The 14856-nt window shown below is 49.6% G+C and carries 3 protein-coding genes; 2 read left to right on the top strand and 1 reads right to left on the bottom strand.

Annotated elements, in window-relative coordinates; genetic code table 11:
• Window positions 1-20: 20 nt before the first annotated feature.
• Together FAI40_07310 and FAI40_07305 are read left to right on the top strand one after the other, a co-directional pair.
• Window positions 21-13646 (top strand): hypothetical protein, encoded by a 13626-nt coding sequence (locus tag FAI40_07310; GenBank protein QCE35156.1) that lies wholly within the window; start codon window positions 21-23, stop codon window positions 13644-13646.
• Window positions 13647-13656: 10 nt separating this feature from the next.
• On the top strand, window positions 13657-14133 hold the full coding sequence (locus FAI40_07305) for a hypothetical protein (protein QCE35155.1): 477 nt from the start codon (window positions 13657-13659) through the stop codon (window positions 14131-14133).
• Window positions 14134-14167: 34 nt separating this feature from the next.
• Here FAI40_07305 and FAI40_07300 read toward each other — a convergent pair whose 3' ends face one another.
• Window positions 14168-14767 (bottom strand): guanylate kinase, encoded by a 600-nt coding sequence (locus tag FAI40_07300; protein QCE35779.1) that lies wholly within the window; start codon window positions 14765-14767, stop codon window positions 14168-14170.
• Window positions 14768-14856: the final 89 nt, after the last annotated feature.

The following is a 14856-nucleotide window of genomic DNA, read 5'->3' as shown; positions in this document are numbered from 1 at the left end:
TTAATTTTGCTTAGGTAAGTATGAACAAAACGCACTCTATTTTTTATCCTAAAAAGAATCTTTTTAGCGTAAAATTTTTTCTAAGCTCTACATGCTTAGCACTAAGCTTTGGAACTGCGTCCTTCCTACCAAAAGAAGCGTTTGCGGCAGATACGCCACAAACAAATGACAAGAATGTGCAAACACGCAAAGGGAGCTCTTCACTGCGCTCCCAGCGAGCAAATACCAACAGGCTTCAACTCGACACAACGTCACAACCAACCCCAACCGTTACCAACATAAATGATGGTAAAGACCATCAAAGTGACACAATCTCCGTTGGCAGCGACCAAGGCACAGGCACGCTTAATATTGACGGGGCAAACTCTTCTGCAACCGTTGGCGACAGTGCAGGCGCAGCAACACCAACCAATGGCTATGTTAAAGTTGCCGCTGGCAGTGCTGTTAACATCACCGATGGCGGTTCGCTTAAGATTGACGCTCAGCAATCTACTGGCAATGATGTCAACTACCCAACCCTCCAAATTGGCACAACGAGTGGTCAAGATGCCGCCTCTGTCAACATGGACAAAGGCTCACTTGATGTCTCTAACGGACAAATCCAAGTCGGTGACAATCTAACCTCTTCAGCAGGTGGCGCAGCCTCCCTCAACGCAAAAGACTCCACCATTACAGGCGGTTTGCAGATCGGGGCTGGCAATAACACCTCCTCTAACGTTTCGCTGACAAACACAACCTATAATGACAATGGTCACGGCGTCGATGTCGGTATCCGTGGAACAAACAATACCCTCACACAGAGTGGCGGCGTTTCTAACGCAAGCAACATCTCTATCGGCGGTTCCGATGATGGCAACGGCAATGGCGACAAGAATGCTGTCGGCAACGCCTCCTTTACCAATGGCGCTACCTTAAATGCAGGCGACGGCAAAGACGGCGGAATGGTCGTCGGCGACCATGGCACAGGATCGGCAAACTTCGACAGCTCAAACCTCAATGTCAATGGCTTGGTCGATGTCGCTAATAATTACGGTTCAAACGGTACACTAACCCTCCAAAATAACAGCAAGGGTAAAGCAACAAACGTTATCGTCGGCGATGGCGGTAAAGGTACCATGAATGTCGAGAGCGGAAGCACGCTTTCAACCGATACCATTGATGTCGGAAGTGCCGACCAGGGCACAGGCACGCTTAATATTGACGGGGCAAACTCTTCTGCAACCGTTGGCGACAGTGCAGGCGCAGCAACACCAACCAATGGCTATGTTAAAGTTGCCGCTGGCAGTGCTGTTAACATCACCGATGGCGGTTCGCTTAAGATTGACGCTCAGCAATCTACTGGCAATGATGTCAACTACCCAACCCTCCAAATTGGCACAACGAGTGGTCAAGATGCCGCCTCTGTCAACATGGACAAAGGCTCACTTGATGTCTCTAACGGACAAATCCAAGTCGGTGACAATCTAACCTCTTCAGCAGGTGGCGCAGCCTCCCTCAACGCAAAAGACTCCACCATTACAGGCGGTTTGCAGATCGGGGCTGGCAATAACACCTCCTCTAACGTTTCGCTGACAAACACAACCTATAATGACAATGGTCACGGCGTCGATGTCGGTATCCGTGGAACAAACAATACCCTCACACAGAGTGGCGGCGTTTCTAACGCAAGCAACATCTCTATCGGCGGTTCCGATGATGGCAACGGCAATGGCGACAAGAATGCTGTCGGCAACGCCTCCTTTACCAATGGCGCTACCTTAAATGCAGGCGACGGCAAAGACGGCGGAATGGTCGTCGGCGACCATGGCACAGGATCGGCAAACTTCGACAGCTCAAACCTCAATGTCAATGGCTTGGTCGATGTCGCTAATAATTACGGTTCAAACGGTACACTAACCCTCCAAAATAACAGCAAGGGTAAAGCAACAAACGTTATCGTCGGCGATGGCGGTAAAGGTACCATGAATGTCGAGAGCGGAAGCACGCTTTCAACCGATACCATTGATGTCGGAAGTGCCGACCAGGGCACAGGCACGCTTAATATTGACGGGGCAAACTCTTCTGCAACCGTTGGCGACAGTGCAGGCGCAGCAACACCAACCAATGGCTATGTTAAAGTTGCCGCTGGCAGTGCTGTTAACATCACCGATGGCGGTTCGCTTAAGATTGACGCTCAGCAATCTACTGGCAATGATGTCAACTACCCAACCCTCCAAATTGGCACAACGAGTGGTCAAGATGCCGCCTCTGTCAACATGGACAAAGGCTCACTTGATGTCTCTAACGGACAAATCCAAGTCGGTGACAATCTAACCTCTTCAGCAGGTGGCGCAGCCTCCCTCAACGCAAAAGACTCCACCATTACAGGCGGTTTGCAGATCGGGGCTGGCAATAACACCTCCTCTAACGTTTCGCTGACAAACACAACCTATAATGACAATGGTCACGGCGTCGATGTCGGTATCCGTGGAACAAACAATACCCTCACACAGAGTGGCGGCGTTTCTAACGCAAGCAACATCTCTATCGGCGGTTCCGATGATGGCAACGGCAATGGCGACAAGAATGCTGTCGGCAACGCCTCCTTTACCAATGGCGCTACCTTAAATGCAGGCGACGGCAAAGACGGCGGAATGGTCGTCGGCGACCATGGCACAGGATCGGCAAACTTCGACAGCTCAAACCTCAATGTCAATGGCTTGGTCGATGTCGCTAATAATTACGGTTCAAACGGTACACTAACCCTCCAAAATAACAGCAAGGGTAAAGCAACAAACGTTATCGTCGGCGATGGCGGTAAAGGTACCATGAATGTCGAGAGCGGAAGCACGCTTTCAACCGATACCATTGATGTCGGAAGTGCCGACCAGGGCACAGGCACGCTTAATATTGACGGGGCAAACTCTTCTGCAACCGTTGGCGACAGTGCAGGCGCAGCAACACCAACCAATGGCTATGTTAAAGTTGCCGCTGGCAGTGCTGTTAACATCACCGATGGCGGTTCGCTTAAGATTGACGCTCAGCAATCTACTGGCAATGATGTCAACTACCCAACCCTCCAAATTGGCACAACGAGTGGTCAAGATGCCGCCTCTGTCAACATGGACAAAGGCTCACTTGATGTCTCTAACGGACAAATCCAAGTCGGTGACAATCTAACCTCTTCAGCAGGTGGCGCAGCCTCCCTCAACGCAAAAGACTCCACCATTACAGGCGGTTTGCAGATCGGGGCTGGCAATAACACCTCCTCTAACGTTTCGCTGACAAACACAACCTATAATGACAATGGTCACGGCGTCGATGTCGGTATCCGTGGAACAAACAATACCCTCACACAGAGTGGCGGCGTTTCTAACGCAAGCAACATCTCTATCGGCGGTTCCGATGATGGCAACGGCAATGGCGACAAGAATGCTGTCGGCAACGCCTCCTTTACCAATGGCGCTACCTTAAATGCAGGCGACGGCAAAGACGGCGGAATGGTCGTCGGCGACCATGGCACAGGATCGGCAAACTTCGACAGCTCAAACCTCAATGTCAATGGCTTGGTCGATGTCGCTAATAATTACGGTTCAAACGGTACACTAACCCTCCAAAATAACAGCAAGGGTAAAGCAACAAACGTTATCGTCGGCGATGGCGGTAAAGGTACCATGAATGTCGAGAGCGGAAGCACGCTTTCAACCGATACCATTGATGTCGGAAGTGCCGACCAGGGCACAGGCACGCTTAATATTGACGGGGCAAACTCTTCTGCAACCGTTGGCGACAGTGCAGGCGCAGCAACACCAACCAATGGCTATGTTAAAGTTGCCGCTGGCAGTGCTGTTAACATCACCGATGGCGGTTCGCTTAAGATTGACGCTCAGCAATCTACTGGCAATGATGTCAACTACCCAACCCTCCAAATTGGCACAACGAGTGGTCAAGATGCCGCCTCTGTCAACATGGACAAAGGCTCACTTGATGTCTCTAACGGACAAATCCAAGTCGGTGACAATCTAACCTCTTCAGCAGGTGGCGCAGCCTCCCTCAACGCAAAAGACTCCACCATTACAGGCGGTTTGCAGATCGGGGCTGGCAATAACACCTCCTCTAACGTTTCGCTGACAAACACAACCTATAATGACAATGGTCACGGCGTCGATGTCGGTATCCGTGGAACAAACAATACCCTCACACAGAGTGGCGGCGTTTCTAACGCAAGCAACATCTCTATCGGCGGTTCCGATGATGGCAACGGCAATGGCGACAAGAATGCTGTCGGCAACGCCTCCTTTACCAATGGCGCTACCTTAAATGCAGGCGACGGCAAAGACGGCGGAATGGTCGTCGGCGACCATGGCACAGGATCGGCAAACTTCGACAGCTCAAACCTCAATGTCAATGGCTTGGTCGATGTCGCTAATAATTACGGTTCAAACGGTACACTAACCCTCCAAAATAACAGCAAGGGTAAAGCAACAAACGTTATCGTCGGCGATGGCGGTAAAGGTACCATGAATGTCGAGAGCGGAAGCACGCTTTCAACCGATACCATTGATGTCGGAAGTGCCGACCAGGGCACAGGCACGCTTAATATTGACGGGGCAAACTCTTCTGCAACCGTTGGCGACAGTGCAGGCGCAGCAACACCAACCAATGGCTATGTTAAAGTTGCCGCTGGCAGTGCTGTTAACATCACCGATGGCGGTTCGCTTAAGATTGACGCTCAGCAATCTACTGGCAATGATGTCAACTACCCAACCCTCCAAATTGGCACAACGAGTGGTCAAGATGCCGCCTCTGTCAACATGGACAAAGGCTCACTTGATGTCTCTAACGGACAAATCCAAGTCGGTGACAATCTAACCTCTTCAGCAGGTGGCGCAGCCTCCCTCAACGCAAAAGACTCCACCATTACAGGCGGTTTGCAGATCGGGGCTGGCAATAACACCTCCTCTAACGTTTCGCTGACAAACACAACCTATAATGACAATGGTCACGGCGTCGATGTCGGTATCCGTGGAACAAACAATACCCTCACACAGAGTGGCGGCGTTTCTAACGCAAGCAACATCTCTATCGGCGGTTCCGATGATGGCAACGGCAATGGCGACAAGAATGCTGTCGGCAACGCCTCCTTTACCAATGGCGCTACCTTAAATGCAGGCGACGGCAAAGACGGCGGAATGGTCGTCGGCGACCATGGCACAGGATCGGCAAACTTCGACAGCTCAAACCTCAATGTCAATGGCTTGGTCGATGTCGCTAATAATTACGGTTCAAACGGTACACTAACCCTCCAAAATAACAGCAAGGGTAAAGCAACAAACGTTATCGTCGGCGATGGCGGTAAAGGTACCATGAATGTCGAGAGCGGAAGCACGCTTTCAACCGATACCATTGATGTCGGAAGTGCCGACCAGGGCACAGGCACGCTTAATATTGACGGGGCAAACTCTTCTGCAACCGTTGGCGACAGTGCAGGCGCAGCAACACCAACCAATGGCTATGTTAAAGTTGCCGCTGGCAGTGCTGTTAACATCACCGATGGCGGTTCGCTTAAGATTGACGCTCAGCAATCTACTGGCAATGATGTCAACTACCCAACCCTCCAAATTGGCACAACGAGTGGTCAAGATGCCGCCTCTGTCAACATGGACAAAGGCTCACTTGATGTCTCTAACGGACAAATCCAAGTCGGTGACAATCTAACCTCTTCAGCAGGTGGCGCAGCCTCCCTCAACGCAAAAGACTCCACCATTACAGGCGGTTTGCAGATCGGGGCTGGCAATAACACCTCCTCTAACGTTTCGCTGACAAACACAACCTATAATGACAATGGTCACGGCGTCGATGTCGGTATCCGTGGAACAAACAATACCCTCACACAGAGTGGCGGCGTTTCTAACGCAAGCAACATCTCTATCGGCGGTTCCGATGATGGCAACGGCAATGGCGACAAGAATGCTGTCGGCAACGCCTCCTTTACCAATGGCGCTACCTTAAATGCAGGCGACGGCAAAGACGGCGGAATGGTCGTCGGCGACCATGGCACAGGATCGGCAAACTTCGACAGCTCAAACCTCAATGTCAATGGCTTGGTCGATGTCGCTAATAATTACGGTTCAAACGGTACACTAACCCTCCAAAATAACAGCAAGGGTAAAGCAACAAACGTTATCGTCGGCGATGGCGGTAAAGGTACCATGAATGTCGAGAGCGGAAGCACGCTTTCAACCGATACCATTGATGTCGGAAGTGCCGACCAGGGCACAGGCACGCTTAATATTGACGGGGCAAACTCTTCTGCAACCGTTGGCGACAGTGCAGGCGCAGCAACACCAACCAATGGCTATGTTAAAGTTGCCGCTGGCAGTGCTGTTAACATCACCGATGGCGGTTCGCTTAAGATTGACGCTCAGCAATCTACTGGCAATGATGTCAACTACCCAACCCTCCAAATTGGCACAACGAGTGGTCAAGATGCCGCCTCTGTCAACATGGACAAAGGCTCACTTGATGTCTCTAACGGACAAATCCAAGTCGGTGACAATCTAACCTCTTCAGCAGGTGGCGCAGCCTCCCTCAACGCAAAAGACTCCACCATTACAGGCGGTTTGCAGATCGGGGCTGGCAATAACACCTCCTCTAACGTTTCGCTGACAAACACAACCTATAATGACAATGGTCACGGCGTCGATGTCGGTATCCGTGGAACAAACAATACCCTCACACAGAGTGGCGGCGTTTCTAACGCAAGCAACATCTCTATCGGCGGTTCCGATGATGGCAACGGCAATGGCGACAAGAATGCTGTCGGCAACGCCTCCTTTACCAATGGCGCTACCTTAAATGCAGGCGACGGCAAAGACGGCGGAATGGTCGTCGGCGACCATGGCACAGGATCGGCAAACTTCGACAGCTCAAACCTCAATGTCAATGGCTTGGTCGATGTCGCTAATAATTACGGTTCAAACGGTACACTAACCCTCCAAAATAACAGCAAGGGTAAAGCAACAAACGTTATCGTCGGCGATGGCGGTAAAGGTACCATGAATGTCGAGAGCGGAAGCACGCTTTCAACCGATACCATTGATGTCGGAAGTGCCGACCAGGGCACAGGCACGCTTAATATTGACGGGGCAAACTCTTCTGCAACCGTTGGCGACAGTGCAGGCGCAGCAACACCAACCAATGGCTATGTTAAAGTTGCCGCTGGCAGTGCTGTTAACATCACCGATGGCGGTTCGCTTAAGATTGACGCTCAGCAATCTACTGGCAATGATGTCAACTACCCAACCCTCCAAATTGGCACAACGAGTGGTCAAGATGCCGCCTCTGTCAACATGGACAAAGGCTCACTTGATGTCTCTAACGGACAAATCCAAGTCGGTGACAATCTAACCTCTTCAGCAGGTGGCGCAGCCTCCCTCAACGCAAAAGACTCCACCATTACAGGCGGTTTGCAGATCGGGGCTGGCAATAACACCTCCTCTAACGTTTCGCTGACAAACACAACCTATAATGACAATGGTCACGGCGTCGATGTCGGTATCCGTGGAACAAACAATACCCTCACACAGAGTGGCGGCGTTTCTAACGCAAGCAACATCTCTATCGGCGGTTCCGATGATGGCAACGGCAATGGCGACAAGAATGCTGTCGGCAACGCCTCCTTTACCAATGGCGCTACCTTAAATGCAGGCGACGGCAAAGACGGCGGAATGGTCGTCGGCGACCATGGCACAGGATCGGCAAACTTCGACAGCTCAAACCTCAATGTCAATGGCTTGGTCGATGTCGCTAATAATTACGGTTCAAACGGTACACTAACCCTCCAAAATAACAGCAAGGGTAAAGCAACAAACGTTATCGTCGGCGATGGCGGTAAAGGTACCATGAATGTCGAGAGCGGAAGCACGCTTTCAACCGATACCATTGATGTCGGAAGTGCCGACCAGGGCACAGGCACGCTTAATATTGACGGGGCAAACTCTTCTGCAACCGTTGGCGACAGTGCAGGCGCAGCAACACCAACCAATGGCTATGTTAAAGTTGCCGCTGGCAGTGCTGTTAACATCACCGATGGCGGTTCGCTTAAGATTGACGCTCAGCAATCTACTGGCAATGATGTCAACTACCCAACCCTCCAAATTGGCACAACGAGTGGTCAAGATGCCGCCTCTGTCAACATGGACAAAGGCTCACTTGATGTCTCTAACGGACAAATCCAAGTCGGTGACAATCTAACCTCTTCAGCAGGTGGCGCAGCCTCCCTCAACGCAAAAGACTCCACCATTACAGGCGGTTTGCAGATCGGGGCTGGCAATAACACCTCCTCTAACGTTTCGCTGACAAACACAACCTATAATGACAATGGTCACGGCGTCGATGTCGGTATCCGTGGAACAAACAATACCCTCACACAGAGTGGCGGCGTTTCTAACGCAAGCAACATCTCTATCGGCGGTTCCGATGATGGCAACGGCAATGGCGACAAGAATGCTGTCGGCAACGCCTCCTTTACCAATGGCGCTACCTTAAATGCAGGCGACGGCAAAGACGGCGGAATGGTCGTCGGCGACCATGGCACAGGATCGGCAAACTTCGACAGCTCAAACCTCAATGTCAATGGCTTGGTCGATGTCGCTAATAATTACGGTTCAAACGGTACACTAACCCTCCAAAATAACAGCAAGGGTAAAGCAACAAACGTTATCGTCGGCGATGGCGGTAAAGGTACCATGAATGTCGAGAGCGGAAGCACGCTTTCAACCGATACCATTGATGTCGGAAGTGCCGACCAGGGCACAGGCACGCTTAATATTGACGGGGCAAACTCTTCTGCAACCGTTGGCGACAGTGCAGGCGCAGCAACACCAACCAATGGCTATGTTAAAGTTGCCGCTGGCAGTGCTGTTAACATCACCGATGGCGGTTCGCTTAAGATTGACGCTCAGCAATCTACTGGCAATGATGTCAACTACCCAACCCTCCAAATTGGCACAACGAGTGGTCAAGATGCCGCCTCTGTCAACATGGACAAAGGCTCACTTGATGTCTCTAACGGACAAATCCAAGTCGGTGACAATCTAACCTCTTCAGCAGGTGGCGCAGCCTCCCTCAACGCAAAAGACTCCACCATTACAGGCGGTTTGCAGATCGGGGCTGGCAATAACACCTCCTCTAACGTTTCGCTGACAAACACAACCTATAATGACAATGGTCACGGCGTCGATGTCGGTATCCGTGGAACAAACAATACCCTCACACAGAGTGGCGGCGTTTCTAACGCAAGCAACATCTCTATCGGCGGTTCCGATGATGGCAACGGCAATGGCGACAAGAATGCTGTCGGCAACGCCTCCTTTACCAATGGCGCTACCTTAAATGCAGGCGACGGCAAAGACGGCGGAATGGTCGTCGGCGACCATGGCACAGGATCGGCAAACTTCGACAGCTCAAACCTCAATGTCAATGGCTTGGTCGATGTCGCTAATAATTACGGTTCAAACGGTACACTAACCCTCCAAAATAACAGCAAGGGTAAAGCAACAAACGTTATCGTCGGCGATGGCGGTAAAGGTACCATGAATGTCGAGAGCGGAAGCACGCTTTCAACCGATACCATTGATGTCGGAAGTGCCGACCAGGGCACAGGCACGCTTAATATTGACGGGGCAAACTCTTCTGCAACCGTTGGCGACAGTGCAGGCGCAGCAACACCAACCAATGGCTATGTTAAAGTTGCCGCTGGCAGTGCTGTTAACATCACCGATGGCGGTTCGCTTAAGATTGACGCTCAGCAATCTACTGGCAATGATGTCAACTACCCAACCCTCCAAATTGGCACAACGAGTGGTCAAGATGCCGCCTCTGTCAACATGGACAAAGGCTCACTTGATGTCTCTAACGGACAAATCCAAGTCGGTGACAATCTAACCTCTTCAGCAGGTGGCGCAGCCTCCCTCAACGCAAAAGACTCCACCATTACAGGCGGTTTGCAGATCGGGGCTGGCAATAACACCTCCTCTAACGTTTCGCTGACAAACACAACCTATAATGACAATGGTCACGGCGTCGATGTCGGTATCCGTGGAACAAACAATACCCTCACACAGAGTGGCGGCGTTTCTAACGCAAGCAACATCTCTATCGGCGGTTCCGATGATGGCAACGGCAATGGCGACAAGAATGCTGTCGGCAACGCCTCCTTTACCAATGGCGCTACCTTAAATGCAGGCGACGGCAAAGACGGCGGAATGGTCGTCGGCGACCATGGCACAGGATCGGCAAACTTCGACAGCTCAAACCTCAATGTCAATGGCTTGGTCGATGTCGCTAATAATTACGGTTCAAACGGTACACTAACCCTCCAAAATAACAGCAAGGGTAAAGCAACAAACGTTATCGTCGGCGATGGCGGTAAAGGTACCATGAATGTCGAGAGCGGAAGCACGCTTTCAACCGATACCATTGATGTCGGAAGTGCCGACCAGGGCACAGGCACGCTTAATATTGACGGGGCAAACTCTTCTGCAACCGTTGGCGACAGTGCAGGCGCAGCAACACCAACCAATGGCTATGTTAAAGTTGCCGCTGGCAGTGCTGTTAACATCACCGATGGCGGTTCGCTTAAGATTGACGCTCAGCAATCTACTGGCAATGATGTCAACTACCCAACCCTCCAAATTGGCACAACGAGTGGTCAAGATGCCGCCTCTGTCAACATGGACAAAGGCTCACTTGATGTCTCTAACGGACAAATCCAAGTCGGTGACAATCTAACCTCTTCAGCAGGTGGCGCAGCCTCCCTCAACGCAAAAGACTCCACCATTACAGGCGGTTTGCAGATCGGGGCTGGCAATAACACCTCCTCTAACGTTTCGCTGACAAACACAACCTATAATGACAATGGTCACGGCGTCGATGTCGGTATCCGTGGAACAAACAATACCCTCACACAGAGTGGCGGCGTTTCTAACGCAAGCAACATCTCTATCGGCGGTTCCGATGATGGCAACGGCAATGGCGACAAGAATGCTGTCGGCAACGCCTCCTTTACCAATGGCGCTACCTTAAATGCAGGCGACGGCAAAGACGGCGGAATGGTCGTCGGCGACCATGGCACAGGATCGGCAAACTTCGACAGCTCAAACCTCAATGTCAATGGCTTGGTCGATGTCGCTAATAATTACGGTTCAAACGGTACACTAACCCTCCAAAATAACAGCAAGGGTAAAGCAACAAACGTTATCGTCGGCGATGGCGGTAAAGGTACCATGAATGTCGATAACTCTAAGATGTCCGTCGGTACAGGTGGCCTCGCTATCGGCGATGCTGGGTTAGGTGATGATGGTAAGCCTGCTCCTTCAGGAACAGGTACGGTCAATCTAACAAATGCAAGCAATGTCACCGTTGATGGCGCAACCAAAGTCGGTACAGGCGGTCAAGGAAGCAAAGGTACTCTTAACGTCAGCGGCTCCGGAAGTGAACTTTCAACAGGAAGCCTAAGTGTCGGCGCGAATCAGGGAATGGGTACTGTTAATATTACAAAAGGCGGTTCTGTTCAGGTCAGTGACTCTAGCGCCAATGGCTTAACCATTGGTAGCGGCAACGGAACAGGCATCGTTAATATTGCTGGCAAGGGCAGCTCCCTAACCTGGGCTAATAATGATCTCGTTCTTGGTAAAGATACTGGAAGTACTGGACAGCTGAACCTTTCCAATGATGCTACTTTGAATGCACAGGGATTTATTGAGCATGGAAATGGCTCTGCCAGCATGTCGCTTTCAGATAGTACACTCAATGCAACAGGAAATTTATCTGACAATGTTGATACCAGCCTAAGCGGTCAAAACAACATCAATACCAATCAAAATCTTGTTCAAATGGATGGAAAAATATCTGGTAATGGTGGCTTTGATAAAGAAGGTTCTGGAACACTTCAAATTAACAACACACAAAATGATTATCATGGCACCACAAATATCAATAACGGCGTTTTAGAGGGCGTCGGTACGATTGGTGGGGATTTAAACATGGCGAATGGCACGACTTTGCGTGCTGGCATCTCCAGTAATCCTGCTGTTGAATATGGAAGAATGCATGTTAATGGCAACACCGTCATGCAAACAGGTTCTACATTTGCAACGAACTTAGGTGTTTACCCAACAGATTCTGGATTAACGGGCAAAGGCTCTTTCACGATCCAAAATGGTTCTACCCTTTATGCAAATGTTGCAGAGGGCGCACAACTTAATATTGGCCAGGCTTATAACGTTGTCCATGCAGATGGAGGCGTTCATGGAACGTTCTCTCACTATGAACAGGATGGAAAGATTGGAAGCATGGCTGCAGATGGCTATGCAGCTCTTTCAACAACAGGAACACCTCTCTATACCGCAGATGATGTGGATATTGGCCTAAAATATACAACGGCCAAAGGTGGCCTCTCAGCAGGTGGTGACCGTAACCAGACGGCAATGGGTAATAGACTGTCTGGTCAAGTCGGTGGAGACAGTGTTCTGTCTCCTCTTGCAAATATTCTTGCAGGTTCTGATAACCAACAGCGTTTAAATAACCTCACACAATTAGATGGTGAAATCAGCTCCGATATGCGGACTGGTAACATCAACAACAACTTCTGGGTGCGTGATTCTGTTAATAACCGTTTAGACTGTTTGGAAGATACCTTCCGACAAGTTGCGAATGGGAAAGCCACAACCAGCAATGTCTGCGGTGTTTCAGGCAAAAAAGTCAATGTCTGGGGCAATATGTACGGTGGTATTGGCGGACAAGACGGCCATTCTGGCTGGAATCATGCCAATAGAGCTTCTGAAAGAGATGCTGGCTTCATTTGGGGTGTGGATGGAGAAATCGGTTCTGACGGATATGCAGAAGACCGCTGGCATGTCGGTATGATGATGGGTTATGGATCTGTCATGGAATCTGCCAAAGGCCTTGGTTCTTCTGGCGAAAGTAATAACGCAAATATCGGTATGTATTTTGGTAAGCAAGTACGCTTTGATAACCAGAATTTCTTCACCTTCCATGGGCAGTTTGGGTATACTTGGAATATTATGAGTTGGCATCGTTCTGTGAATATGCAGGGTGCTGCTGCACAATATAACGAAACCCTTCATGCGCATGAACTTGGTGGAACAGCCCATGTCAGTGCGGAAGTCGCCTATAAACATGTCTTTAATCTCTGGGGAACACCTCTTGAGATTGCGCCAACGGGCTCTATCACCTACCTCAACTATGAGCAAGGCTCTTACCATGAAAATGGTGGTATCTTAGGGCTTCACGGTTCTGCGACCAATACAAACGTAGGCTACGGCTTTATGGGTGCAAAGGTTGCAACAAACTTCAACATTGGCACTTGGGTTATTTCACCTCATGGTAAATTCGGTTACCGCCGTACCTTTGGTGCAAACCAATCCTATACGCATGTTGGCTTTGAATCCCTTGGCACCTATACAGGCACAGATCCTTCTGTTGTTGGTGTGCCTTTGGTACAAGATCAAGCACTTACAGAGCTTGGGTTTGATGTTCATCCAACCGACTATTTCAGCTTTGGTGCTAACTATGTTGGTCTCTACGGCGGACATTCTCAGACAATGTCTGGTGGTCAGCTTTCTGCTAAAATTGCTTTCTAAAGAGGGGAAGATGCGTTTTAAGATTACTCACTTTTTAAAAGCAGCTATGTGTTTGGGAGTGCTTTCTGCCTGTCAGATGCGTCCTGTCGACCTTTCAGTCTGTGGGAACAAACCAACAGAGGGTCTATGGCAGGATAATGTCGAGAAAGAATTGGTGAATCAGCTTCCCCTTCCTTACGGCAACAAAATGGAAATCCCAAAGGGCATTGTAAAGCCATTTCCCCGTGATGTTAAATACGAGTTTGCTCCACCTCACCGTTATATCGTTAATTCAGATAAATTCTTTAGCCACCCTGTAAAAGAAGCTGGCTATACTGTCTTTATAAAAGTCAAAGAGCAGAGACCTGAAGGCAAATGGAAAGAAAATAGCCGTTATTACTGCTTTTTCCATAACGATATTGTAACGGACTGTGAGAGAGTTCATGCGGCAGAGCCTTGGAAACTCTCACATCTTGGAACTGTTTTCAGTGACGAATATCCAAAGTGACTTTATTTAAAGGAGGGTTTATCCCTCCTTTAGTCTAGCAAGATATTTCCTCCTGAAAACGATTGATGGCATATCGGCTAGATTTCAGAACCGTTTCAACTGCTTTTTCTGCAACCTGAAGATCATCATTTACAATTAAAAAATCAAACTCATTCCAATGGGAAATTTCAGATTCTGCTTTTTTCATACGGGATTGAATTACGTCATCGCTGTCCGAGGAACGGTTTCTTAAACGCTCCTCAAGCGCCTTCAAGGAAGGTGGCAATAGAAAAAGGCCGACAACATCCTTTGGAAACAAAGCCTTCATCTGACGAAAACCCTGCCAATCGAGATCCATCAAAATATCCCTGCCTTCGCTTAAAGCTTTTTCAATAGGCGCGCGCGGACTTCCGTAATAATTTTCATATACCTGCGCCCACTCAATAAGCCCCTCATTTTGAATTAAATTTTTAAAATCTTCCTTCGTATAAAAATAGTAATCTCTTCCATCAACTTCTCCTGGACGTGGCTGTCGTGTTGTTGCTGAAATGGAAAGCTGCAGCTCAGCATGATTGGAAAGAAGAGATTTGCATAATGTCGATTTTCCAGTTCCTGAAGGCGCTGCAATAATAAGGCACACCCCTCTGCGCTTCATTTTTGTAAAATCTTTTTCCTGCATCTGGCTTTCCTATTTTTATTTAAAAAAATCAATTAAAATAGACTATGCAAACTTCTCTAACTTTC

The sequence above is a fragment of the Acetobacteraceae bacterium genome (genome assembly GCA_004843345.1).
Classification (GTDB): domain Bacteria; phylum Pseudomonadota; class Alphaproteobacteria; order Acetobacterales; family Acetobacteraceae.
Note: the sequence above shows the minus strand (reverse complement) of the source record. Positions and strands in the feature narration are given on the sequence as shown.